General features: G+C 65.9%; 22 protein-coding genes. 15 read left to right on the top strand and 7 right to left on the bottom strand.

Annotated features, from left to right (window positions below):
- Position 1: 1 nt before the first annotated feature.
- The 13 genes from NX782_RS06535 to NX782_RS06475 all read left to right on the top strand — a co-directional run bounded on the left by NX782_RS06535 (position 2) and on the right by NX782_RS06475 (position 14,174).
- Complete coding sequence (locus tag NX782_RS06535) at positions 2–2,392, top strand: glycoside hydrolase family 127 protein (RefSeq protein ID WP_258844627.1); 2,391 nt, start codon at positions 2–4, stop codon at positions 2,390–2,392.
- Positions 2,393–2,516: 124 nt separating this feature from the next.
- The gene (locus NX782_RS06530) at positions 2,517–2,939 is read left to right on the top strand and encodes a hypothetical protein (protein WP_258844626.1); all 423 of its coding nucleotides are present in this window, start codon (positions 2,517–2,519) and stop codon (positions 2,937–2,939) included.
- 93 nt (positions 2,940–3,032) lie between these two features.
- A complete protein-coding gene (locus tag NX782_RS06525; protein ID WP_258844625.1) occupies positions 3,033–3,566 on the top strand; it encodes a GNAT family N-acetyltransferase in 534 nt (177 codons plus the stop codon).
- A gap of 33 nt (positions 3,567–3,599) precedes the next feature.
- Positions 3,600–3,911 carry a putative quinol monooxygenase gene (locus NX782_RS06520; protein WP_258844624.1) on the top strand — a complete coding sequence of 104 codons (312 nt, stop codon included), beginning with the start codon at positions 3,600–3,602 and terminating at the stop codon, positions 3,909–3,911.
- Between the two features lie 94 nt (positions 3,912–4,005).
- Positions 4,006–4,974, top strand: a complete 969-nt coding sequence (locus tag NX782_RS06515; RefSeq protein WP_258844623.1) for an ABC transporter substrate-binding protein — start codon at positions 4,006–4,008, stop codon at positions 4,972–4,974.
- A gap of 7 nt (positions 4,975–4,981) precedes the next feature.
- Positions 4,982–6,505, top strand: coding sequence for a sugar ABC transporter ATP-binding protein (locus NX782_RS06510; protein ID WP_258844621.1), 1,524 nt, complete (start codon positions 4,982–4,984; stop codon positions 6,503–6,505).
- Positions 6,502–7,536 (top strand): ABC transporter permease, encoded by a 1,035-nt coding sequence (locus tag NX782_RS06505; RefSeq protein WP_258844620.1) that lies wholly within the window; start codon positions 6,502–6,504, stop codon positions 7,534–7,536. Before NX782_RS06510 ends, NX782_RS06505 begins: the two co-directional genes overlap by 4 nt.
- Positions 7,533–8,519, top strand: a complete 987-nt coding sequence (gene yjfF / locus NX782_RS06500; RefSeq protein WP_258844619.1) for a galactofuranose ABC transporter, permease protein YjfF — start codon at positions 7,533–7,535, stop codon at positions 8,517–8,519. The genes NX782_RS06505 and yjfF overlap by 4 nt, the downstream gene beginning before the upstream one ends.
- Positions 8,520–8,566: 47 nt before the next feature.
- Entirely contained in the window at positions 8,567–9,517 is a 951-nt protein-coding gene (locus tag NX782_RS06495; protein ID WP_258844617.1) for a glycoside hydrolase family 43 protein, read from the top strand.
- A 28-nt stretch (positions 9,518–9,545) separates the two neighbouring features.
- Positions 9,546–10,487, top strand: a complete 942-nt coding sequence (locus tag NX782_RS06490) for a LysR family transcriptional regulator (RefSeq protein WP_258844616.1) — start codon at positions 9,546–9,548, stop codon at positions 10,485–10,487.
- Between the two features lie 180 nt (positions 10,488–10,667).
- Positions 10,668–12,368 (top strand): methyl-accepting chemotaxis protein, encoded by a 1,701-nt coding sequence (locus NX782_RS06485; protein ID WP_258844615.1) that lies wholly within the window; start codon positions 10,668–10,670, stop codon positions 12,366–12,368.
- A 190-nt stretch (positions 12,369–12,558) separates the two neighbouring features.
- Positions 12,559–13,254, top strand: coding sequence for a fumarylacetoacetate hydrolase family protein (locus tag NX782_RS06480; protein WP_258844614.1), 696 nt, complete (start codon positions 12,559–12,561; stop codon positions 13,252–13,254).
- Entirely contained in the window at positions 13,251–14,174 is a 924-nt protein-coding gene (locus NX782_RS06475) for a 2-hydroxyacid dehydrogenase (RefSeq protein ID WP_258844612.1), read from the top strand. Before NX782_RS06480 ends, NX782_RS06475 begins: the two co-directional genes overlap by 4 nt.
- A 132-nt stretch (positions 14,175–14,306) precedes the next feature.
- Here the strand turns inward: NX782_RS06475 and NX782_RS06470 are convergent, their stop codons facing one another.
- The 4 genes from NX782_RS06470 to NX782_RS06455 are packed head-to-tail and all read right to left on the bottom strand — an operon-like array spanning position 14,307 to position 18,949.
- On the bottom strand, positions 14,307–15,464 hold the full coding sequence (locus tag NX782_RS06470; protein WP_258844610.1) for an HlyD family secretion protein: 1,158 nt from the start codon (positions 15,462–15,464) through the stop codon (positions 14,307–14,309).
- A gap of 16 nt (positions 15,465–15,480) precedes the next feature.
- The gene (locus NX782_RS06465; RefSeq protein WP_258844608.1) at positions 15,481–16,932 is read right to left on the bottom strand and encodes an efflux transporter outer membrane subunit; all 1,452 of its coding nucleotides are present in this window, start codon (positions 16,930–16,932) and stop codon (positions 15,481–15,483) included.
- 17 nt (positions 16,933–16,949) lie between these two features.
- Positions 16,950–18,452 (bottom strand): MDR family MFS transporter, encoded by a 1,503-nt coding sequence (locus NX782_RS06460; RefSeq protein ID WP_258844678.1) that lies wholly within the window; start codon positions 18,450–18,452, stop codon positions 16,950–16,952.
- A gap of 47 nt (positions 18,453–18,499) precedes the next feature.
- The gene (locus NX782_RS06455) at positions 18,500–18,949 is read right to left on the bottom strand and encodes a MarR family winged helix-turn-helix transcriptional regulator (RefSeq protein ID WP_258844606.1); all 450 of its coding nucleotides are present in this window, start codon (positions 18,947–18,949) and stop codon (positions 18,500–18,502) included.
- Positions 18,950–19,082: 133 nt separating this feature from the next.
- Here NX782_RS06455 and NX782_RS06450 point away from each other — a divergent pair, with 133 nt between their 5' ends.
- On the top strand, positions 19,083–19,940 hold the full coding sequence (locus NX782_RS06450; RefSeq protein WP_258844604.1) for a hypothetical protein: 858 nt from the start codon (positions 19,083–19,085) through the stop codon (positions 19,938–19,940).
- A gap of 388 nt (positions 19,941–20,328) precedes the next feature.
- Here the strand turns inward: NX782_RS06450 and NX782_RS06445 are convergent, their stop codons facing one another.
- The gene (locus tag NX782_RS06445; RefSeq protein WP_258844603.1) at positions 20,329–22,509 is read right to left on the bottom strand and encodes a TonB-dependent receptor plug domain-containing protein; all 2,181 of its coding nucleotides are present in this window, start codon (positions 22,507–22,509) and stop codon (positions 20,329–20,331) included.
- 202 nt (positions 22,510–22,711) lie between these two features.
- Positions 22,712–23,746, bottom strand: coding sequence for an asparaginase (locus tag NX782_RS06440; protein ID WP_258844602.1), 1,035 nt, complete (start codon positions 23,744–23,746; stop codon positions 22,712–22,714).
- A gap of 279 nt (positions 23,747–24,025) precedes the next feature.
- On the opposite strand from NX782_RS06440, the gene NX782_RS06435 reads away from it, so the two are divergent.
- A complete protein-coding gene (locus NX782_RS06435) occupies positions 24,026–24,394 on the top strand; it encodes a hypothetical protein (protein WP_258844601.1) in 369 nt (122 codons plus the stop codon).
- 81 nt (positions 24,395–24,475) lie between these two features.
- Here the strand turns inward: NX782_RS06435 and NX782_RS06430 are convergent, their stop codons facing one another.
- Positions 24,476–25,333, bottom strand: a complete 858-nt coding sequence (locus tag NX782_RS06430) for a pirin family protein (protein ID WP_258844600.1) — start codon at positions 25,331–25,333, stop codon at positions 24,476–24,478.
- Positions 25,334–25,423 lie beyond the last annotated feature (90 nt).

Below are 25,423 nucleotides of genomic sequence, written 5' to 3'. Positions count from 1 at the left end.
CATGAACCTGACACGGATCGCAGCGCTATTACTTTTATTCGGCGCCGCGTCCGCGCAGGCCGCCGAGCTCTTCCCCCTGCGCGACGTGCGCCTGGGCCCGAGTCCCTTCCTCGAAGCACAGGCGACCGACCTGCACTATTTGATGGCGATGGAGCCGGACCGCCTGCTGGCGCCATTTCTGCGCGAAGCCGGCCTGACACCGAAGCAGCCGGGCTACGGCAACTGGGAATCGACGGGGCTCGATGGCCACATGGGCGGCCACTACCTGTCGGCGCTGGCCTTGATGTTTGCGTCGACCGACGACCCGGCAGTGAAGCAGCGGCTCGATTACTTCATCGCGGAGCTGAAGCGCGCCCAGACCGCCAACGGCGACGGCTACCTCGGCGGCATCCCCGGCGGCCGCGCAGCCTGGCGCGACATCGCCGAAGGCCGGCTCCAGGCCGACAACTTCTCGGTCAACGGCAAGTGGGTCCCCTGGTACAACCTGCACAAGATCTACGCCGGCCTGCGCGACGCCTGGAAGTACACCGGCAACGAAGACGCGCGCGCGATGCTGATCGCGCTGAGCGACTGGGCGCTGCGCCTGAGCAGCCATCTCAGCGAGGAACAGATGCAGACCATGCTCAAGAGCGAGCATGGCGGCATGAACGAGATCTTCGCCGACGTCTACCAGATGACCGGCGACGCGCGTTACCTCGACCTGGCGCTGAAGTTCTCGCACCAGGCCGTGCTGGCGCCACTGGAGAAGGGCGAAGACCGGCTGACCGGCCTGCACGCCAACACCCAGATCCCGAAGGTGATCGGCTTCCAGCGCATCGGCGAACTCACCAAGCGCAAGGACATGCGGCAGGCCGCCAGCTTCTTCTGGCAGACCGTGGTCGAGCACCGCACGGTCGCCATCGGCGGCAACAGCGTCAAGGAGCACTTCCACGATGCCGCCGACTTCAGCCCCATGATCAACGAGGTCGAGGGACCGGAGACCTGCAACACCTACAACATGCTCAAGCTGACCGGCATGCTGTTCGCAGCCACTGAGCAGGGCAGGTACGCGGACTACTACGAGCGCGCGCTGTACAACCACATCCTCGCCTCGCAGCGGCCGGGCAGCGGCGGCTTCGTCTACTTCACGCCGATGCGCCCGAACCACTATCGCGTCTATTCGCAGGTGGACCAGGCGATGTGGTGCTGCGTCGGCTCGGGCATCGAGAGCCATGCGAAGTATGGGGAGTTCATTTATGCGCACGACAAGGACGCGCTGTTCGTGAACCTGTTCATTCCCTCGGTGCTGCAGTGGCGCGAGCAGGGCGTGCAGGTCAGGCAGACCAACCGCTTTCCGGACCAGGCGGGGACGCGCATCACGGTCGACGAAGTTGCTGACCATGCCCGCTTCACCATGAAGATCCGCTATCCGGCCTGGGTCGCGGCCGGCAAGCTGGGCGTGCGCGTCAACGGGCGTCGGGTGCGCGTCGATGCGCAGCCAGGCGGCTATGTCATCATTGCGCGTGCATGGCGCAAGGGCGACCGGGTCGACGTCAGCCTGCCGATGTCCACCCGCCTGGAGCAGATGCCGGACAAGTCGAATTACTATGCCGTGCTGCACGGACCCATCGTGCTGGCGGCAAAGACCAATCCCTTCCCCGGCGAGCACCTGAACTTCCTGGCCGACGATACGCGCATGGGGCATATCGCTGCCGGCCAGGTGTGTCCATTGGAGGCGGCGCCGACCTTCGTTGCTTCGGATCGCGCCTTCCTGAAGCGGTTCAAGCCGGTGAAAGGCAAGCCGCTGACCTTTACTGCGCCGCCGGGCGTGGTGCAGGGCGGCGGGCTTGGATCGTCAACCGAGTTCATTCCTTTCTTCCGCCTGCACGATGCGCGCTATGCGATGTACCTGCCGCAATCGACGCCGGGCGCCTACGCGCAGATGCGCGCCGAGACGGCGGCGCGCGAAGCCGAGCGGCTGGCGCTGGAGGCGCGCACCATCGACCGGGTGGCGCCGGGCGAGCAGCAGCCGGAGGTCGATCACGGCTTCCAGGGCGAGGGCGCCGAGGCCGGCGTCAATCAGGGACGGCACTGGCGGCATGCGAGCAAGTGGTTCAGCTACCGGCTAAAGGACCCGAAGGGCGAGGCCAGGCTGCTGCGGCTGACCTTTGCGCGCGCGGATGCGGGGCGGCGCTTCGATATCCTGGTGAACGGCATCACGGTGGCGGAGGTAGCGCTGACGGCGGACGAAGCCGAGGCGTTTTATTCGCGCGACGTCAGCTTGCCGGCGGCGCTGGTGAAGGACGCGGGCGGGCAGTTGGAGGTGAAATTCGTGGCCAGGGAGGGTTCGCTGGCGGGTGGCTTGTATGGCTTGCTGCTGTTGCGTTCTGAAATGGGAGAGCGAAGCCCTTGAATCTTAACGGTCGTTCATTGGTGACAAAGCGAGCATATTGCACAAGTTTTCTTTTGTATTATTTGAAATAGAGCTTGCCAGTGCCCTCAAAACTAAGGTCAACCAACGGACGAGGCGTCATCCCATGAAAGCACTGCAATTCAAAATTCTTTTGGGTGTGCTGGCTGGTTTCACGGCAGGACTTCTCGCATCCAACCTGCCGCACGCCGTGGCTGCTTCGAATAGCGATTCCGAAGACTTGGCGAAGAGGCCGTTCGATGTAGCGATTTTTGAGATCAAGGAAAAACTCACTCCTGGTCAATTCCTGGGGACGGAGTTCGCTGGCAGCTACCACCAAACCATCACGATGTCCGATGGAAAGCAGCGCCAGATTGCGTTGACTCCGATGATGCACAAAGGCATGCAAGTCGTGCGGCTGCAGGACTCTGGTCATACAAGTTACATGGGCCTGAACGGTACGACCTTGAATGGGAAATTGCTGGTGCAGTTACGGGACAAAGAAGCAATGAAAGAATCCTTGAAAGCACAAGAACGGCCAGGGGAATAAAACAACTGCAATGGGACTGGACCATAAGCGCGCGTTGCAGCTTGCAACCGACAATCGGCGGCTTATCCGGCACCACAATAAGGAATCCACCACATGAACAGCGAATTCAGCACTTCTGTCCCACGCCTCCACACGGAGCGGCTCACGCTGCGTGAATATCGAAGGGAAGACTTCGACGCATTCGCTGCCCATTTGGCCGACCCGGTCAGCGCGGCCCACCTGGTCCAGGCCGACCGCCAAGCTGCCTGGCGCATCTTCTGTTCGCAAGCAGGACTCTGGCTCATCCATGGCGCCGGATGGTGGGCTGTCGAGGAAAAGGAGACGGGACAACTCGTCGGCACGATCGGGGCGTTCTTTCGCGAGGATTGCTCCGTAATGGAGCTTGGCTGGAACACCTATCGTGCCTTTTGGGGCCAGGGGTTCGCGAACGAAGCGGCGGCGGCTGCCGTGCACCATGCGCTCGAGATCCGGCGCGAGCCGAAAGTTCGGGCGCTCATCGCCGCGGCCAATGAATCGTCGCTGCGGGTCGCCAGGCGCCTTGGCCTGACTTACGAATCCGAGACGGAGATATTCGGCAAAGCGGTCGGCGTGTATACGCGCGAGCGGGAAGTATTGCAAACCCTGTGATAATCTGCTCCCAACCTGTTTTCAAGGACCGCCATGACCTTGCCCGTGATCGCCGTCTTCGTCGCCAAGCCCGGCTTCGAAGAGAAACTCGAGCAGCTTTTCCGTAGCGTTGTCGATACCACCCTGGGTGAGGAAGGCTGCATCAGCTATCAGATCAACCGGGACAGGGCAGATCCACGCCGCTTCGTCTTCATCGAGGAGTGGCAGAGCCAGGCCGACCTGGACAGGCATCTGGCGGCGCCGCATATGAAGCCGCTCTCCGAGCAGGTGCCAGCCTGCATCGAATCGAGTTACTCGCTTCTGTTGACGAAGCTCGCAGGCGGGGCCGCATCGGCTGGAGAGTGATACGGAAACCGGTATCGGGCCAGCACAAAAAATGATTGGATGAGTATCGCATCCTGTTCTAGTATTGGCTACACAACAATACCGGAGACAAGCGATGCCTTTCACCCGCAGAACCCTGCTGGGCGTAGCCGTGGCTGCTGCCATGGCATGCGTAGCCGCGACCCCAGCCCAAGCCGCCAAGCCGCTCACGATCGGCTTCTCCCAGGTCGGCGCCGAAAGCGAATGGCGCACCGCCAATACCGCCTCGATCAAGGCAGCCGCCAGGCAGGCCAACATCAACCTGAAATTCGCCGACGCCCAGCAGCAGCAACAGAACCAGGTCAAGGCGATCCGCTCCTTCATCGCCCAGCGCGTCGACGTGATCGCCTTCTCGCCGGTGGTCGAAACGGGCTGGGAGACGGTGCTGCGCGAGGCGAAGAACGCGAAGATCCCGGTGATCCTGACCGACCGCGCGGTCAAGGTGTCCGATCCCTCGCTGTACGTGAGCTTCATCGGTTCCGATTTCGTCGAAGAGGGCCGCCGCGCCGGGCGCTGGCTGCTGGACTACGCGAAGAAGAACGGCGACAAGCCGCTCAACATCGTCGAACTGCAGGGCACCGTCGGTTCGGCGCCGGCCACCGACCGCAAGAACGGTTTTGCCGAAGTCATCGCCGGCAATCCGAAGCTGAAGGTGCTGCGTTCGCAGACCGGCGACTTCACCCGCGCCAAGGGCAAGGAGGTGATGGAAGCCTTCCTGAAGTCCGAGGGCAAGAACATCAACGTGCTGTACGCGCACAACGACGACATGGCCATCGGCGCCATCCAGGCGATCGAGGAAGCGGGCCTGAAGCCGGGCAAGGACATCGTCATCGTCTCGATCGACGGCGTGCGCGGCGCCTTCGAAGCGATGATGAAGGGGAAGCTCAACGTCACCATCGAATGTAATCCGCTGCTGGGCCCGACCCTGATGCAGACCGCGCAGGCGGTGGCGGCCGGGCAGCCGGTGGCCAAGCGCATCACGGTGCAGGAAGGCGTGTTCCCGGCCGAGGTGGCGGCGAAGGAATTCCCGAACCGGAAATACTGAGCCGGCCATGGTCGACGCAACGAACACCGTGGCGCCCGTGCTCGAGGTGACCGGCATCCACAAGGCTTTCCCCGGCGTGAAGGCGCTGGCGGACGCCGGCCTGCGCCTGTTCCCCGGCGAAGTCCACACGCTGATGGGCCAGAACGGCGCCGGCAAGTCCACGCTGATCAAGGTGCTCACCGGCGTCTACCAGCCCGACGGCGGCAGCATCCTGCTGGACGGCCAGGCGATCCGGCCGCGCTCGACCCAGGATGCGCAGGCGCTCGGCATCAGCACCGTCTACCAGGAAGTGAACCTGTGCCCGAATTTGTCGGTGGCGGAGAACATCTTCATTGGACGCTATCCGCGCCGGCTCAAGCTGGTCGACTGGCGCACGATGCGACGCCAGGCCGGCGAGCTGCTGCAGCGCCTGCAGATCGGCATCGACGTCAGCAAGCCGCTTGCGAACTATCCGCTGGCGATCCAGCAGATGGTCGCCATCGCGCGCGCGCTCAACACGGATGCGCGCGTGCTGATCCTCGACGAACCCACCTCCAGCCTCGACGAAGCCGAGGTGCAGACCCTGTTCGGCGTCCTGCGGCGGCTGCGCAAGGAGGGCATGGCGATCCTGTTCGTCACCCACTTCCTCGACCAGACCTATGCGATCTCGGACCGCATCACGGTGATGCGCAATGGCGAGCGCGAAGGCGAATACACCTGCGAGCAGCTGTCGCGCCTGGCCCTGGTGAACAAGATGATCGGGACGCCGGCGGACGCCGACGAAGCCTCGGCCGTGCCGGCCGGGGAAGAACACGAGCAGGGCGAAGTCTGGCTGCGCGCCCAGGGCATGACACGCAAGGGCGTGCTGTCTCCCCTCGACCTGGAATTGCGCCGCGGCGAGCTGCTCGGCCTGGCCGGCCTGCTGGGCTCGGGCCGCACCGAGACCGCGCGCCTGCTGTTCGGCGCCGACAAGGTCGATGCCGGCAGCATCGAGATCGACGGCCGGCAGGTCGCTTTCGCCAACCCGCGCGACGCCATTGCCGCCGGCATCGGCTTCTGTTCGGAAGACCGCAAGCACGAGGGCGCGATCCTGCCGCTGTCGGTGCGCGAGAACATGATCCTCGCGCTGCAGGCGCGCCAGGGCATCTGGCGTGCGATTCCCTTGAAGCGCCAGCAGCAGCTGGCGAACGACTACGTCAAGTGGCTGGGCATCAAGACCGCCAGCATCGAGACCCCGATCGGATCGCTCTCGGGCGGCAACCAGCAAAAGGTGCTGCTGGCGCGCTGGCTGGCCACCGACCCGAAACTGATGATCCTCGACGAACCCACGCGCGGCATCGATGTGCGCGCCAAGCAGGAAATCATGGATTACGTAAGCGCGCTGTGCCGCAAGGGCATGGCCATTCTCTTCATCTCGTCCGAGCTGCCCGAAGTACTGCGCGTGTCCGACCGCATGCTGGTGCTGCGCGACCGCAAGGCTTGCGGCGAGTACCGGCGCGGTGAGCTCGACGAGACATCGGTGCTGCGCGTGATTGCGGGAGACGCCGCATGAACGCGCCCATCAACCCGACCATCGGCAAGCCGGCGGGGAGCGAAGACGCACCGGCATCGCTGCGCACCATCCTGCTGCAGCATCCGCTGCTGCGGCCCGTCTGCGCGCTGCTGGTCCTGCTGCTGCTCGACGCCTGGCTGGTGCCCGGCTTCTTCCGCATCGAAGTCAAGGACGGCCACCTGTACGGCGCCGTGATCGACATCCTCAACCGCGCGGCGGCGCTGATGCTGGCCGCGCTCGGGATGACGCTGGTGATCGCCACGCGCGGCATCGACATCTCGGTGGGCGCGGTGGTGGCCTTGTGCGGCACGGTGGCGGCGATGCTGGTGGGCGGCGCGCCGGGTACGCCGGGCACATCGCTGGGCGTGGCGCTGGCGGCAGCCATCGGCACCGCGCTGCTGTGCGGACTGTGGAACGGCGTGCTGGTGGCCGCCATCAAGCTGCAGCCCATCGTCGCGACCCTGATCCTGATGGTGGCGGGCAGGGGACTGGCGCAGCTGCTGACGGACGGCCAGATCGTCACCGTCTACGACGAGTCCTTCTTCTACCTGGGCAGCGGCTACCTCGCCGGGCTGCCGGTCTCGCTGTTCGTGGTGGGCGCCGTGTTCGCGCTGACCCTGTTCCTGATGAAGAAGACCGCACTGGGCCTGTTCATCCAGGCGGTCGGCATCAATCCGGTGGCGGCGCGCCTGGCGGGCTTGCGCACGGCCACGCTGGTGATCTTCGTCTACATGTTCTGCAGCGCCTGCGCCGGGCTGGCCGGGCTGCTGGTGACCTCGAACATCAAGAGCGCGGACGCCAACAACGCCGGCCTGCTGCTGGAGCTGGATGCGATCCTGGCGGTCACGCTGGGCGGCACCTCGCTGGCCGGCGGGCGCTTCACGCTGGCCGGCAGCATGGTCGGCGCGCTGATCATCCAGACGCTGACCTACACCATCTATTCGCTGGGCGTGCCGCCGGAGGTGAACATGGTGGTCAAGTCCATCGTCGTATTCGTCGTCTGTATCTCGCAATCGCGGAGGAGCGCATGAGCGCCATGGTCTTGCGTGGTGCCCGGGGCTTGTCCTCGGCGCCCTGGTTCACCTCGCTGGTGACGGTGGTGCTGCTGCTGGCGATGCTGGGCATCGGCGGCACCGCCTATCCGGGCTTCCTGTCCGAGCAGGTGCTGTTCAACCTGCTGATCGATAACGCCTTTCTGCTCGTGCTGGCAGTGGGGATGGGCTTCGTGATCCTGTCCGGCGGGATCGACCTGTCGGTGGGCTCGGTGCTGGCGCTGTCGACCATGGTCGCGGCCTGGCTGCTGCAGCGCGCGCACTGGCCGCCCGGCCTGGTCATCGTCTGCGTGCTGCTGATGGGCGCGGGCTTCGGCGCGGCGATGGGTTTGCTGATCCACCTGTTCAAGCTGCAGCCCTTCATCGTCACGCTGGCCGGCATGTTCCTGGCGCGCGGCCTGTGCTACCTGATCAGCATCGAGTCGATCGCGATCGACGACCCCTTCTTCACGTCGCTGTCGCAGACCCAGGTGCCGCTGCCGGGCGGTTTCCTGTCGCCCGGTGCGGCGATCGCGCTGGTGGTGCTGCTGCTGGCGGTGTGGCTGGCCCATTTCACGTCCTTCGGGCGCGCCGTGTACGCGGTCGGCGGCAACGAGCAGTCGGCGGCGATGATGGGCCTGAACGTCGGCCGCACGAAAGTGGCGGTGTACGCGCTGTCCGGCTTTTGCGCGGCGCTGGGCGGGCTGCTGTTCGCGGTGTACATGCTGTCCGGTTACGGGCTGCACGGGCAGGGCATCGAGCTGGATGCGATCGCCGCGGTGGTCATCGGCGGCACCCTGCTGACCGGCGGCTACGGCTACATCGCCGGGGCCTTGTCCGGGGTGCTGGTGCTGGGCGCGATCCAGACCCTGATCGCCTTCGACGGCACGCTCAGCTCGTGGTGGACGAAGATCGTCATCGGTGCGCTGCTGTTCGTCTTCTGCGTGGTGCAGAGGGTGGTCGGCGGACGCGCGGGTAAATAAAAAATTGGATCCCCGCCTCCGCGGGGACGACGTATTTCGGAGACTTCATGTTCAAACACGCTTTGCCGGCCATCCTGCTGGCGGTATCCAGCTTCGCCCAGGCCGCCAACCCGATCACCCATAAAATCTTCACCGCCGACCCGGCAGCCCTGGTCGACCAGGGCCGCGTCTACCTCTACGTCGGCCACGACGAGGCGCCGGCGGGCGGCAAGGAGTACGTGATGAACGAGTGGCGGGTCTACTCGAGCTGCGACATGCAGCACTGGACCGAGCACCCGGCGCCGATTCCCTACACCACCTTCAAGTGGGCAGGGCGCGACGCCTGGGCCGGCGACATCGCCAAGCGCAACGGCAAGTACTACTTCTATGCGACGGTCGACCACAAGAGCATCCCCGGCAAGGCGATCGGCGTGGCGGTCTCGAACAGCCCGACCGGCCCCTTCGTCGACGCGCGCGGCTCGGCCCTGGTCAGCAACGACATGACCCATGAGACGCCGATCGCCTGGGACGACATCGACCCGGCCGTGTTCGTCGACGACGATGGCCAGGCCTGGCTCTACTGGGGCAACACGGTGATGAAGTATGCCAAGCTCAAGGCCAACATGATCGAGCTCGATGGGCCGATCCACACGGTGGGCCTGGACGCGTTCACCGAAGCGTCCTACCTGCACAAGCACGACGGCCGCTATTACCTGTCCTACTCGCAGCAGTTCCCGGAGCGGACCGTCTACATGACGGGCCCGAGCGCCACCGGGCCGTGGTCCTGGGGCGGGGTGCTCATGGAAAAGAACAGCAACGTGAACACCATCCACCAGGCGATCGTCGACTTCAACGGCAAGTCCTACATCTTCTATCACAACGGCACACTGCCGGGCGGCGGCGAGTTCCGGCGCTCGGTGGCGGTCGAAGAACTGCGCTACGGCCCGGACGGCAGCATCCTGCCGGTGGCGCAGACCGCGCAGGGACCGGCGGCAAACCCCTCGGCGGCTTGCAAGTGATGCAGGGCAAGAATGTTATGATTGCCTGATGGATACGACCAACCCGAACTGGTTCCTGAAGGCCCGCCTCAAGACCCGCCAGCTGCTGTTGCTGATCGCCCTCGACGATTACCGCAACATCCATCGCGCCGCGGAAGAGCTGCACATGACGCAGCCCGCGGCGTCCAAGCAGATCAAGGATCTGGAGGAGATGCTCGACGTCAAACTGTTCGAGCGTCTGCCGCGCGGGATGGAGCCGACCATCTACGGCGAGACCATGATCCGCCACGCGCGCATGGCCCTGACCAGCCTCGCCCTGGCGCACGACGACATCGTGACCCTCAAGGCCGGCCTCACGGGGCAGGTCGAGGTCGGCGTCATCATGACCCCGGCGATGGCGCTGCTGCCGCGGGCGATCGCGCGCGTGAAGGAGCAGGCGCCGCTGCTGCGCATCGGCGTGCAGCTGGAGACCAGCAATGTCCTGCTCGACAAGCTGCAGCACGGCACGCTGGACTTCATGATCGGGCGTATCTTCGACACCGGCGACACCGCCGGCCTGATCTACGAGGAACTGACCGAGGAGCCGGCCTGCGCCGTCGTGCGCCCCGGCCACCCGCTGCTCGACAGGGACAGGCTGGAACTCAAGGACATCGCGACGCTGCCCTGGATCCTGCCGCCCACCGGCAGCGTGCTGCGCTACCGCTTCGACATGATGTTCCGCCGCGCCGGGCTGGAGCCGCCCGCGAACGCCGTCGACACCACCGCCATGCTCCTGATCACGCCCTTGCTGCAGCAGACCGATTCGCTGCACGTGATGCCGCTCGAGGTGGCGCAATACTATGCGTCGCTGAACGTGATGCGCATCCTGCCGATCGAGCTGCCGTGCAAGATGGATGCGTTCGGCATCATTCGCCAGCAGGACCACCTGCTGTCGCCGGGCGCGGACCTGCTGCTCAAGGCGGTGCGCGCCGCCGCGCGCGAGATTTATTAGTTCGCAAATTCGTCAAATATTCGCCTGATTTGTTGCTAAAAGTTATCTGATGGCACAATATATTTCCGTAAATTAACATTTCTCCATCGACTTTGCACCAATTTGGGTCGTAAGCTAGTTTGTCATGGGTAAATACATCGGTATCTTGCCCGCTCGCTTACTGGTTTTTGGGGAGAAAAAATGAGAATTCAGGATGTAAAGATCGGCACGCGCCTGGGCGTCGCTTTCGGTGCCATTTGCCTTGCGCTCGTGTTCATGGTGGGACAGGGCGTCGTCATGCTGGGCCGCGTCAATGACGGCACCGAGGAAATCGTCGGCAGGCGCATGCCGCATATCGACAAGGTCAACACCATACTGGCCGAGACGAACGATATCGCCATCGCCTTGCGCAACATGATGCTCAACGACGACCCGGCGGACCGCGCCAAACAGATCGACGAGATCATGTCTTCGCGCCAGGCCACGGCCGACATGCTCAAGAAGCTCGACGAAACGCTGACCCATCCGAAAGCCCGCGCAGCGCTGGCCAGGCAGGTCGAAACCGGCGAGAAGTACGTCAAGGGCCAGAAGGACCTCCTGCAGCTCATCGAGGCGAAAGACGACGCCGGCGCCAAGGCTTACCTGGCGAACCGGCTGCGCCCGGCGCTCGGCGCTTTCAAGCAGGCGACCATCGAACAGCTCGACATCCAGCGTGAGCTGTCGGCCGCGGTGGCCAAACAGGCCAAAGAGACCTACGCCGGCACCCGCACCCTGATGCTGGTGCTCGGCGCCTTCGTGCTGGTCGGCGCCGGCCTCCTGGCCTCGTGGATCACGCGTTCGATCGTGCGTCCGATCCGCCGTGCGCTGGAGGTGGCCAACGCCGTCGCCGCCGGCGACCTCACGACGCAGGTCGAGGTGACCAGCAAATGCGAAGCCGGCCAGCTGCTGGCATCGCTGAAGACCATGAACGAGAACCTGTCCAGGACCGTCGCCACCGTGCGCAGCGGTACCGAGGCGATCTCCACCGCGTCGAGCGAAGTCGCGGCCGGCAACCAGGACCTGTCGAGCCGCACCGAGCAGCAGGCCAGCTCGCTGGAAGAGACGGCATCGTCGATGGAAGAGCTGACCTCGACCGTCAAGCAGAACGCGGACAACGCACGCCAGGCCAACACCCTGGCCGAGGCGGCGTCCGGCGTCGCCGCGCGCGGCGGCGATGTGATCCACCAGGTGGTGACCACGATGGAGCAGATCAACGAAGCCTCCGGCAAGATCACGGACATCATCTCGGTCATCGACGGCATCGCCTTCCAGACCAATATCCTGGCGCTGAACGCTGCCGTCGAAGCGGCGCGCGCGGGCGAACAGGGCCGTGGTTTCGCCGTGGTCGCGGGTGAGGTGCGCAACCTGGCGCAGCGCTCGGCCGCCGCGGCCAAGGAAATCAAGACCCTGATCGCCGACTCGAGCGAGAAGGTCGGCACCGGCAGCCGCCTGGTGCAGGAAGCCGGCAGCACCATGGGCGACATCGTCGACAGCGTGCGCCGCGTGACCGATATCCTCAACGAGATCAGCTCCGCCAGCGCCGAGCAGAGCGCCGGCATCGAGCAGGTCAACGAAGCCATCACCCAGATGGACACTGTGACCCAGCAGAACGCGGCGCTGGTCGAAGAAGCGGCGGCGGCCTCGCAATCGATGCAGGACCAGGCTGCGCGCCTGTCGGCGGCGGTGGCGGTGTTCAAGCTGGAGCAGGGCGCGCCGCAGGTGCAGCCGGCTGCCCGTGCGGCGGCCCCGGTGGCAACCCGTGTGGCGCTGCCGGCGGCGCGTCCGGCGCCGGCGGCCAAGCGGGCACCCGCTGCGCGCGCGGCGAAAGCGGCACCGGTCGAGAGCGACTGGGAAGCGTTCTAAGCCGTCAGCGTTTGCCTCGTCATTCCCGCGCAGGCGGGAATCCAAGTTCTGTTTGCGTTCCCGAAATGCGCGCAAACTTGGGTTCCCGCCTTCGCGGGAACGACGTGCAGTTCACGCCGGCGCTGATTATGTTAGGCTGTCCGACGCCCCTCCCTCGGGGCGCCCGGACATCGTCTTTACAAGGATCAGCATGACTGGCTTCGCCATTACCCCGCCCGACACGCCCGCACTTGCCATCGCGGGCTCCGACCAGACCTTCCCGCTGCGCCGCGTGTTCTGCGTCGGCCGCAACTACGCCGCCCACGCCCGCGAGATGGGCGCGGACCCGGACCGCGAACCGCCGTTCTTCTTCACCAAGCCCGCCGATGCGGTGGTGCCGGCCAGCGGCACGCTGCCTTACCCGCCCGCCACCAAGGACCTGCACCATGAGGTCGAGCTGGTGGTGGCGCTGAAGGAGGGCGGCGCCGACATCGCGCCGGAACAGGCGCTCGACAAGGTGTGGGGCTATGCGGTCGGCCTGGACCTGACCCGCCGCGACCTGCAGGCCGTCGCCAAGAAGGATGGCCGGCCCTGGGACATGGCCAAAGGCTTCGACGCCTCCGCGCCCTGCAGCCCGCTGCAATCGGTCTCGATGACCGGCCACCCGCAGGGCTGCCGCATCTGGCTCGAGGTGAACGGCCAGCTGAAGCAGGAAGGCAAGCTGAACGAAATGATCTGGCCGGTGGCCGACGTCATCGCCTATCTGTCGCGCTTCGTGACGCTGGCGCCCGGCGACCTGATCTTCACCGGCACCCCGGCCGGCGTCGACGCCTTGCAGCCGGGCGACCATGTGCGCGGCGGCGTGGATGGTGTCACGACGTTCGAACTGACCGTCGGCGGCCGATGAAGCCCGGGCTGCTGCAAATCGGCGGTTTCCCGCCCGAGGTGCAGTCGCAGATCGACGCGGCGTTTTCGCGTGTGCACCTGGCGGATGTCGAGCGCGATCCATCCTGCGCCGGCGAGATCCGCGCGATCGTCACGCGCAGCAATCTGGAGGTGCCGGCCGCGCTGGTCGAGCGCCTGCCTAAGCTGGAAATCATTGCCACCAACGGCGTCGGCTACGACCTGATTCCGCTCGCACTGGCGGCCCGGCGCGGCATCGTGGTGACCAACACGCCCGACGTGCTGAATGCCGCGGTGGCGGAGCTGTGCATCGGCTCCCTGCTGGCGCTGTTGCGCCAGCTGCCGCAGGCCGACCGCTACGTGCGCGAAGGCCGCTGGCGCAACGCCAACTTCCCCCTCACCACCAGCCTGGCCGGCAAGCAGGTCGGCATCGTCGGACTGGGGCGCATCGGCAAGGATATCGCGCGCCGCCTGGAGCCGTTCGGTGTGACGCTGGCCTACCATGGCCGCAGTGACCAGCAGCTGGCCTGGCGTTTCGAGCCGGACCTGGTGGTGCTGGCGCGCGACGCCGAGATCCTGATCGTGGCGGCGCCCGGCGGGCGCGAGACCGCGCGCATGATCTCCGCGCCCGTGCTGGATGCACTGGGTCCGGACGGCTATTTGGTGAACGTGGCGCGCGGCTCGCTGGTGGACCAGGAGGCGCTGCTGGCGGCGCTGCGCGACCGCCGTATCGCCGGCGCGGCGCTCGATGTGTTCGACAACGAGCCGGACATCGATGCGCGCTTTTTCGGGCTGGAGAATGTGCTGCTGATGCCGCACATCGGCAGCGCCACGCAGGAGACGCGGGCGGCGATGGCGCAGCTGATGCTGGATAATCTGCGGAGCTGGTTTGCGAGTGGGCGGGTGCTCACGCCGGTCAAATAACGTCGTTCCCGCACTTGATCGTCGTTCCCGCGAAGGCGGGAACCCAAGTTCTGCGTGCGTTTCGATAGCGCTTGTAGACTTGGATTCCCGCTTTCGCGGGAATGACGTGTTTTGCGTGCCCGGACTAACGATTTAGTTCGCCATATTCTTCGCCACAATCGCCTCCGTCGCCGCCTGCGCCTGCTGCAGCGGCTGCTCCAGCACATTGGTCGCATACGTCGGCGCCGGGGTTGCCACGGTGCCCAGTGCGCTGCCGCCCTGGCTGCTGATGTCGACGTCGACGGTGGCCGACAGGCCCACGCGCAGCGGATGCTGGGCCAGTTCCTTCGGATCGAGCGAGATCCGCACCGGCACGCGCTGCACCACCTTGATCCAGTTGCCGCTGGCGTTCTGCGCCGGCAGCAGCGAGAAGGCGCTGCCGGTGCCGGCCGCCAGGCCGACCACCTTGCCGTGATAGACCACCTTGCTGCCGTAGATGTCGGCTTCGATCTTGGCCGGCTGGCCGACGCGGATGTCGCGCAGTTCCGATTCCTTGAAGTTGGCGTCGATCCACAGCTGGTCCAGCGGCACGATCGACAGCAGCGGTGCGCCCGGGGCGATGCGGCTGCCCACCTGCACGCTGCGCTTGGCGACGTAACCGCTCACCGGCGCGACGATGGCGTTGCGGCGTGCCGCCAGCCAGGCCGACAGGTAGTCCGCCTTCGCCGCCAGCACGGCCGGGTGCTGGGACGGGGCGACGCCGGCCACCGTCGCGCGCGCCGCCGCCACCTGCTTCAAGGCCACGTCCAGCGCGGCCTTGGCATCGTCGACGGCGCGGCGCGCGTGCGCCACGTCTTCGCCGGAGACGACGTTATCAAGCGCCAGCGGCGCGCGGCGCGCCAGGTCTTCCTGGGCCGTCTTCAGGGCCACGCGGCGCTGCTCGACCACCGCGTTCAACTGCTCGACGTTCGAATAGCGTTCGCGCTGCTGGCGCACGGCGGTGCCCAGGCGCGCTTCGGCCTGGGCCAGGTTGACTTCGGCGTCCGACGGATCGAGGCGCACGATCTCGGTGCCGGCTTTCACCAGCTGGGTTTCATCGGCGCGGATCTCGACCACGCTGCCGGTCACCTGCGAGGACACGTTGACGAGGTTGCCGCCCACGTAGGCGTTGTCGGTTTCCATGCGCTTGGAGGCGACCAGCGCGTAATAGGCGCCATAGGCCGCGCCGGCGGCGAGGAAGGCGACGGTGATGCCGGCCAGGACGGCGCGGCGCTTGCCTTTGTTCGGGACTTGATTGGTATCGGTGCTCATGGTCTTGGGGTCGGATTTATTTGTTGTTCGATACAGTGGTCTGGGCGGCGTGGTAGCCGCCGCCGAGCGCCTTCACCAGCGCGACCTGGGTCTGCAGGCGGGCGTCAAGCAGTTGCAGGTCGGTGTCCTGCTGGCGCAATAAAGTCATCTTCGCCTGCAGCACGCCGGCGCGCTCGAGCAGGCCGCGCTGCATGCGTGCCTCGGCGCTGTCGACCAGCTTGCGGCTGGCGTCCAGCGCGGCCTGGTGCTGCCGCGCTTCCTGGTCGAGGCCTTGCAGGGTCGCGCCTTCCTGGGCGACTTCGCGCACGGCGGCCAGCACGGTTTCGTTGTACTCGGCCACCAGTTCGTCGCGGTTGCTGCGCGCCACGCCTAGCTGGGCCTTCAGGCGGCCGCTGTCGAACAGCGGCAGGTCGAGGGTGGCGCCGAGCAGCGGCGTGCGGCTCGGCCAGCGCAGCAGCTTGCCGAGCGAGACGGCGTCCAGTCCGAACGCGCCGACCAGGTTGATGTCGGGGCGGAAGGCGGCTTCGCTGGCCGCCACGCGGCCGAGTTGGGCCTCGACGCGCCAGCGCGCGGCCTGCAGGTCCGGACGGCGCGCCAGCAATTCCATGCCGAGTTCGCGCGGCAGCGCATTCGCGGCCGGCGCCGGTCTGAAGCGGGCGAGGTCGGACAAGGCCTGGGCATCGCCGCCGACCAGGGCGCGCAGCACTTCGCGTTCGCGCAGCGCCTGGGTGGCCAGGCGCGCGGCCTGTTCTTCCAGCACGCCGAGGTCGAGTTCAGCGCCGGCCTGCTGTTCGCGGGTGGCCAGGCCATGCGCGATGCGGGCCTTGCTGCCGGCCAGGATCTCGCGCTGCACGGCAGCCAGCGCGTTGACGTTGTCCTGGCGCGCCCACAGCATCTGCAGGCGGAAGTAGCTCTGGGCGACGGTGGCGGCGATCGCCTGCGCGGCCTGGGCGGATTCCGCCTGGCGCGCATTCGATTCGCCGATGGCGGCGGCCACCAGCGAACGGTGCTTGCCCCACCAGTCGACGTCATAGGAAGCGCGCACCTGCACATTGGCGTCGTTGAAGTAGCTGCCGCCGATCGGCGCCGGGAAGAAGCCATTCGAGGAATAACGTTGGCGGTTCAGACCAGTGGACAGGCCGACCGCGGCGCCTTCGTCGGCGCGTTCGGCCGTTACGATGGCCTGGGCGCCGGCCACGCGCGCCTGCACCACCGCCAGGCTCGGGTTGTCCTTGAGCGCGCGCGCGACCAGGTCGTTCAGCTGCGGGTCCTGGTAGGCCAGCCACCATTGTTCGGCGGGCCAGGCAGCGGCGGGAAGTTGAATCGCCGGCGCATGCTGGGCACGCGCGGCCAGGTCAATGCCGGCGGGCTTGTTGGTATCGGGCGGCACGCTGATGCAGCCGGCCAGCAGCGCCAGCACCGCACCCGCGAGGACGGCGTTTTTCAAGATGAAGGATGGGTATCGCATTGTTCCAGCTTGTCAAATTAATCGAGGTGCGCAGCTTCGGCCGGGGCCGGGGCGCTTGAGGCCTTCGGCGGGCGGATCAGGATCAGCAGCGGAATCACGGCCGCGGTGAGCAGCATCATCAGCCAGTAGTCGTCCACATAGGCGATCATCGAGGCCTGGCGCGTGATCTCGTTGTTGATCATCGCCGCGCCCAGCTGGCTGCCCATGTTGTAGACGCTGGACGGATCGCTGATCGCCGGGTTGGCATTCGTGATCTGGGTCGCCAGCGAGGCGTGGGCGATCTGGGTATTCCGTACCAGCAGGGCCTGCACCATGGCGATGCCGATCGAGGAACCGATGTTGCGGACCAGGCTGTAGAGCGCCGTGCCTTCCGCGCGCATCTGCGGCGACAGCGTGGCAAAGGTAGCGGCCGACAGTGGCACGAACACCAGGCCCAGGCCCACGCCCTGGATCACGCCGGGCCAGACGATGTCGGAGGTGGACAGCACCAGCGTGTACTGGGTCATCTGCCACAGCGAGAAGGCGGTGATGGCAAAGCCGGCGCCCAGCAGCAGGCGGAAGTCGACCTTGCCGGTCAGCTTGCCGACGATGAGCATGGCCACCATCGTGCCCAGGCCCGAAGGCGCGGTCACCAGGCCGGCCAGCGCCGCCGGGTAGCCCATCAGGCCCTGCAGCATGGTCGGCATCAGCGCGCGGGTTGCGAACAGCACCATGCCGACGATGAAGATCAGCAGCAGGCCGGTGACGTAGTTGCTGTTCTTGAGCAGGCGGAAGTCGACGAAGGACTGGCCGGCCGGGCGCGTCAGCGTGTGGCCGATGAAGTAGGCGGTGGCCAGCAGCATCAGTACCAGCTCGACCCAGGTCTCGGGCGACTGGAACCAGTCGTTCTGCTCGCCGCGGTCGAGCAGCATCTGCAGCGCGCCGATCGCGAGCGACAGCGTGACGAAGCCGAACATGTCGAAGCGCACGCGGCGCGCGGCCACGGTCGGGTGGATGTAGCGCCAGATGCCGTAGAAGGCCACCGCGCCAATCGGCAGGTTGATGAAGAACACCCAGCGCCAGCTGTAGCTGTCGGTCAGCCAGCCGCCCAGCGTGGGACCGAGGATGGGGCCGATCATCACGCCCATGCCCCAGACCGCCATTGCCGAGCCATGCTTCTCTTTCGGGTTGATGTCGAGCAGGACCGACTGCGAGAGCGGCACCAGGGCCGCGCCGAACACGCCCTGCAGCATGCGCGAGATGACGATCTCGGTCAGGTTCATCGACAGGCCGCACATCGCCGAGGCGATGGTGAAGCCGGCCACCGAGAACAGGAACACCTTCTTCAAGCCGAAGCGGTCGACCAGCCAGCCGTTCAGCGGCGTGGCGATGGCGGCGGCGACGATGAAGGAAGTCAGCACCCAGGTGATCTGGTCCTGGGATGCCGACAGCGCGCCCTGCATGTGCGGCAGGGCGACGTTGGCGATGGTGCCGTCCAGCGCCTGGATGATGGTCGCCAGCATGATCGACAGCGTGATCATGGTGCGGTTGATTGGCGGGCTGGCCGGTGCGTTGACTGCGGCTGCGCTCACAGCTGCTCCTCGATGCGCTTGCGCAGCAGTTCCAGCAGCTCGGTGGCGACTTCGAGCTGGGCCGGGTCGATGTCGCCGAGCAGGGCGCCGCGCACGGCGTTGGCCTGCTGCTTGACCTGCTTGTACAGGGCGGTGCCGGCCTCGGTCAGGTGCACCAGTTTGACGCGGCGGTCGGTGGGCGAGGGCGCGCGCATGACCAGGCCTTCGCGTTCGAGGCGGTCGAGCATCGACACCATCGACGGCCCTTCGACGCCGACCACGTCGGCCAGGGCGCGCTGCGACATCGGCTCGCGCGCCTTGGCAACCATGGCGATGGTCATCCAGCCGGCCTGGCCGATGCCGAGGTGCTTGAGTTGCTTGTCGATCAGGAGGCGCCAGCCGCGTGCCGTGTTGTGGACGGCAGCGGAGAAGCGTTCCTCGATCGGGGATTCAGGTAGATCACTCATCGTTAGGAGTCGAATCGATAGGAATCTATCGAGTTTATATTATGCAAGTTGCGTTGTAAAGAGTGGGCGGCCCCTCTGCGCTCGTGTCAGAATCGTCCTAACGCTCAGTCAACGCAGTTAATGGGAGGCCGCCATGTCGCAAACCGCATTGGTCACCGTGCACGGGATGGGAGAGACGCCGCGCGACTATGCCGAACAGCTGTTTCAGGCGGTGGCGGCGCGGCTGGGCGGATTGGCGGCGCAGGTCGACTTCCGCTCGGTCTATTACCAGGACATCCTGAAGCCCAACCAGGAGGCGGTGTGGGCGCGCGTAGGCGAGACGGCGCATCTGCGCTATGCCGACCTGCGGCGATTCTTGCTGTTCGGCTTCGGCGACGCCGCCGGCCTGGAAAACCGCAAGGAGATCGACGGCTCGGTGTATGAACTGGCGCAGGAGGCGATCGCGCGCCAGCTGCTGGGCGTGGTCCGCCACGACCCCGCCACCAGCATCGTGTTCCTGGCGCAATCGCTGGGCTGCCAGGTGCTGTCGAGCTATATCTACGATGCGCAGAAAGCCTTCGGCGGCGGGCAGGTCGGCGCCGGCATCTGGAAGGATATCGATGCCTGGGCCCTGCGCGCGCTGGGCGAGCGCTTGAGCGAACCGGAGAAGCGTTTCCTGGCCGGCGCCACCTGCTCGGCCTTCGTCACGACCGGCTGCAACATCCCGATCTTCGTCGCCGCGCACAAGCAGATGGACATCAAGCCCATAGTCCGCCCGACCCAGCGCTTCGAGTGGATCAACCTCTACGACCCGGACGACGCGCTGGGCTGGCCGCTGCAGCCGCTGTCGCCGGGCTATGCGGCGCTGGTCGACGACCGCGCGATCAATGCATCGAAGGGCGCCTCCAACTGGCTGCTGAAAAGCTGGAACCCGCTGGCGCACTCGGCCTACTGGGGCGATGCCCAGGTGCTGGACCTGCTGGCGCAAAGGCTGCGCCTGGAAGTCGCCTGACAAACATCAAACCGGGGTCAGACACCGATTTTTGGCAATGTCCTGGTGGCAGTTGCCTAAATTCGGTGTCTGACCCCGGTTCGCTTTAGTTCAGTTTGCGTTTTCTTTTTGCTTGCGCGCGCCGTAGGAGGCGTGGTAGACCAGCGGCACCTCGCTCTCGACTGAACCGAGATTGATCAGCACACCCTGCCGTAGATCAAGCCCCTGAGGTTGGCGTCAACCACGCGCATGGTCCTCGATCGGAATCGTGTCGAACTCGCTGATTGCGCCGACACCGGCGTTGTTGATCCAGACGTCGATGCGGCCGAGGCGCGGCACGCTTTGCTGGTCGTCGGCAGACCGGGTGCCCTGGGCCGCGTTCGATACTTCTTGAATACGGATGGGGCGCTCAGAACTTCATTTCGAGCGTGGCGCGCAGCATCGGCGAGCCCGGATAAATCGTGCGGCTGCGCTGGGTGCCCTGGCCGGCCACGCTGTAGCTGCTCTCGCTGATGTAGTCCTGGCCGAGCACGTTCGAGGCGGCGATGCGCAGCTGGCGCTTCGGGTTGAACTTCCACAGCGCGTACAGGTCGAGGTCGCGGCGCACGCTTTCGTAGGCGAGCTGGTTGGCCGACACCTGCACCTCGCCGCCGTTCTTGAACGCGAAGCTGCCCCCGAGCGAGAACGGGCCGCGCTTGTAGTCGGCGCCCAGGGTGGCCGACAGCGGGGTCTGGCCCATCAGGCGGTTGTGCGGCCCCGGCACATTGTCGACGCTGGACCAGTTGCGCGACAGGCTGGCGCGCAGGTCGAGCGCGGTGGTGGTCGCGATCAGGGCCTTCAACGGGAATTTGGCTTCCAGCTCGATGCTGCGCGCACGCGCACGGCCCGTATTCACCGGCCGCGCGACCCAGCGCCTGCCGTCGAACACGGTCTGGGCGCGAATGTTGTCGTCGATGTTGCGCGCCGAGACCGCCGCCGACAGCAGCGCGCCCTCGGCCCAGTAGTGCTCGTAGGCGGCATCGATGCCGAGCGCGAGTTCCGGCTTCAGCTCCGGGTTGCCGGTGGTGTCGGGCTGGGTCTGGTCGTTGTTGACCGAGGTGAAGCGGTGCGGGATCAGGCTTTGCAGATCCGCCGCCTTATAGGTGCGGGTCAGTGCCAGGCGCAACTGGTCGCCCTTGGTCTCGGGCAGCTTGTACAGGGTCTGGAACAGCGGGCTGAGCACGGTCGAGCGGTTGTGGACGGTGGCGAAGGTATTGCCCTCGATGCGGGTCTGGATGCCTTCCCAGCGCGCGCCCAGGTACACCGACCAGCGCGGCGTCACGTTCCATTCGTCCTGGCCGTACAGCGCCAGGCGCGTGACCTCGCCGGTGTAGAACTCGTCGCCGCCGGGCAGGGGGACATCCGGGGCACCAGAATCGCGTTCGCGCCGCGCATCGTCGTTGGTTTGATAGCCGCCGTCCCAGCCGAAGGCCAGCGCGTGGCCTTCCCGGCTGGCGCTGGTGTACTTGCCCATGCTGTTGATGCCGCGGAAATTGGCGTTCGACTGGATCAGTTCGTGCAGCGCCCCGCCATCGAGGCGGTAGGTCGCGTTGGCGGCGGCGCCGACGCTGCCGCTCAGCTTCGCGTCCAGCTTGGCGCCGGATTCGAATTTGTGCACCCAGTTGAGCTCCTCGCGCAGGATCTTGACGTCGTTGCTCATGGTCTGGCGCAGGTCCGGATAGGCCGGCGGTTCGCCCAGCGCCGTGTCGATCAGCGTGTGGTTGTCGTTCTGGAAGCGGGTGGCGTTGACGAAGGTCTGCGAGGTCAGCGTGTCGCCATTGTCCAGGGTCCAGATCAGGCGCGGCGTCAGGTTATAGATCGAGACGCGCCCGGTCTCGAACTGGCGCCCGAAGCGCAGGCCGTAGGACGTGCCGGGCACGTCATCGAATTCCTGGTCGTTGCGCACCGTGCGCCCCAGATGATTGTGCGTGTAATTGGCGGCCACGGACCAGGCCAGTTTGCCGGCCTTGTCGGACAGCTGCAGGTTGGCAGTCGGGCCGAGCGAGTCGCCGGCGCGCGCAAAGCCCAGCTTCAGCTCGCGCTGGCCGGCTTTCACGGTCTTTTTCAGCACGATGTTGATGGTCCCGGCGATGCCCTGGGTCGAGAATTCGGCGCTCGCCGCACGCAGCACCTCGATGCGTTCGATCAGGTCGGGCGCCAGCGAATCGAGCGTGAAGCCGGCCGGCGCGCGTTCGCCGTTGAGCAGGATCTGGGTATAGCCGTTGCCGAGGCCGCGCATGCGCACTTCGCTGCCGCGTCCGCCGTTGCCGCTGAGGGTCACGCCGGGCACGCGCTTGAGCACGTCGAGCACGCTGGTGTCGCCGTACTTCACGATCTCGTCGTGGTTGACGACGATCTTGGCGGCGGTGTCGTCGCGCCGCGGATCGTAGGCGGAGAGGGCGCCGCGCACCTCGACCTGCTGCACGGTGTTGTCCTTCGCTTCCTTGCTTTCCTGGGCAGTCGCCGTGGTCATGTACAGGCTTGCCGCGACTGCGGCGGCGAGGGGCTTGACGCGAAACGGATGGGGTGCGGCGTTCGATTTTCCAGGCATGGCGGCGCTTTCTTGGTTTGATTGGCAAATAATTATGCTTAACAGTAGCATGATTGATTGCTATATCCAAGAAGTATCGATGTGCTTAGTCGGCAAGTAAGTACGCAGGGAAATAGACAAAAACCGGGGTCAGACACCGAAATTTGGCAAAAGCCTCTGGGCAATTGCCAAATTTCGGTGTCTGACCCCGGTTTGAGGAAGATTAAATCGGTGGGTGTTCGGGCTGCAGCGTGAATACGGCGCGTACTTCGCCGGCCACGTTGCCGCGGGCGTTGCGGATTGCCGGCGCGCGCCAGGGTTCGAGCAGCTCGCGGCGGCGGGCGTCCAGCAGGCCGAGCTGTTCGAGGGTGCTGAAGACGGAGGGGTGCAGGGCGCGCACGGCGCCGTCGGCGACCTTGATCGCGATGCCCAGACCGGCCGAGCGCACGCCGATTGCCTGTACCGCGTCGGCGCCGATCTTGGCCACCCAGTCGCCCTGGCCGGCCGTCATCCACGCAAGGTCGGTGCGCGCCTCGCCCGAGACCAGGTCGGGCCGCTTCGTCATCGCATCGAACAGGTCGCCCAGGGCGGCGCCAAGGCGGGCGTCACGTCCGCCTTGCGCCAGCCGCGCATACAAGTGGGCCAGGCGCGCCAGCGGCATCGCGTAATTCGGTGCCGAGCAGCCGTCGATGCCGGTCGGCAGTTTGTCCTCGCCGATCTGCACCGCTTCGGACAGCGTGGCGCGGATCGCCTGCTGCAGCGGGTGCCGCGGGTTGACATAACCCTGGGTCGGCACATCGTGCAGGCGGCACCAGGCCAGGAAGCCGCTGTGCTTGCCGGAGCAGTTGTGGTGCACGCTGCGCCAGCGCCGGCCGGCGGGTGGCGGCAGTCCGACCGCGTCGTAGTACAGCGGCGTCGCGCAGCCGCATTCGAGATGCTGCTCGTCCAGGCCGATCTTGCCGAGGATGGATTCGACGCCCGCCAGATGCATTTCCTCGCCCGAGTGGCTGGCGCACAGCAGCGCGAGTTCGTCGAGCGTGAAGTCGAAGCGTGCTGGGCCGTCGGCCAGCATGAAGGGCAGGGCCTGGAAGGGTTTCAGCGCCGAGCGCGTGAAGACCATCGCGTCCGGATCGCCGCTCGAATACAGCAGACGGCCGGCGGCATCGACCACCGCGATCGAACCGTAGTGGATGTTCTCGACCGGATAGCCGGTGTCCGGATAGCCACGCGAGGTGGCGGCAAGGGGAACTGGGTGCATCGCCCTAGTCTAGCGGATCGCGCACAGCCGTGGTGCACGCCATTTTTCGTATGTATCGCCAGCAATCCGGCGCCGTTTTTCGACGTTTCATCCCCCGTTTTCGACGCTTCGGCGGATCGCGCCTGACGCTTGCAAAGCGGCTGCCTACACTAGCATCACTCGCCGCACATTTTGGGATGCGGCGATATGAAAAACGGTGGGCCGGCCGCGTAGTCGACAATTGTTCTGCTGAAGCGCACCTGGTCCGTTATTTATATCGAATAGTGAATTGGAGTCATCATGCGTATCAAACAAGTCCTAGCCCTTCTCGGTGCTGCTGCACTCTCCTCCATGGCGTTTGCCGAACCGGCGCCGGTGGCGGTCAGCGCCGACGGCAATACCGTCTACGTGCAGGGCGACCCCAGCCCGATCATGCGCCTGAGCCTGAGCCAGGCGGCGGACCTGCAGGGCGCCTTCAAGCTGGACGATGGACGCGTGCTGAAGCTGAGCAACCAAAACAGCAAAGTCTTCATGGAGCTGGACGGCCGTTTCGAAGAACTGGTGCCGCTGTCGCGTACCGAGTTCGTGGCCAAGAAGAGCGGGGCCCGGCTGGCGGTCGACGAGCCGTCCTTCGCCGACAAGATCCATTTGACCCAGTTCCGCAAATAAGCCGGACAACATCGCAGTGAAAGAACGCCGGCCGGCCTGGCCGCTGGGACCGGGCCGGCTTTTTATTTCTCAGTCATTTTCTTAGATCGGCGCGCCGAAGCGTCCGGCCTGGTAGTCCAGGATCGCCTGGTTGATTTCTTCGCGCGTGTTCATCACGAAGGGGCCGTGCGAGACCACCGGTTCGCGGATCGGCTCGGCGTGCCCGAGCAGGAGCACGCAATCCTGTTCGGCGCGGATTTCCAGCTCGTCGCCGACGGTATCGAACTGGGCCAGGTGGAAGGCGCTGATCGTGTCCGGCGCGATCTGGATCACGCCGCGCACCACGTACAGGAACACGTTACGGTCCAGCAGATCGTTCAGGTAGAGCAGGCCGCCGGCCTTCATCTCGACCGTGCTCATGAACACGCCGGTCAGCGATTCGATCGGGCCCGTGACGCCGCCGTAAGTGCCCGACACCAGCTGCATGCGCACCTTGCCGTCTTCGCTCTCGATGACCGGGATCTGGTCGCGCTGCAGGCCGGTGTAGCGCGGCGCCGTCATCTTGAGGGCAGGCGGCAGGTTGACCCACAGCTGCAGGATCTCGAGCGGGCCGCCGTTCTGCATGAATTCGCGCGGCGACACCTCGGCGTGCACCAGCCCGCGTCCCGCCGTCATCCACTGCACCCCGCCCGGGCCGATCACGCTTTCGTGGCCGGCGCTGTCGCGGTGGGCCAGCAGGCCGTCGAGGATGAAGGTGACGGTCTCGAAGCCGCGGTGCGGATGCGGTCCGAAGGGCAGGCCGCGGTTGTGCGCCGGATAGACCTGCGGACCATGGTGGTTCAGGAACAGGAAGGGGTCGATCTGGTCGATGTGCGGCCCCGGCACCGGGCGCTGGGTGATCAGGTCGCCGATGTCGTCGCGCATGGCCGGGTGCAGCCGCTGGATGGTCTTGTAGCTCATGCCTGTCCTTTTCCGTGTTGTTCGCTTTGCCGCCTACGATAACCGATTCCCCGGCGGCGGCGGCGCGCGCCGCTGCGTCGCGCTGCCGGG

It is taken from the genome of Massilia norwichensis, from assembly GCF_024753245.1.
Classification (GTDB): domain Bacteria; phylum Pseudomonadota; class Gammaproteobacteria; order Burkholderiales; family Burkholderiaceae_D; genus Telluria; species Telluria norwichensis.
Note: the sequence above shows the minus strand (reverse complement) of the source record. Positions and strands in the feature narration are given on the sequence as shown.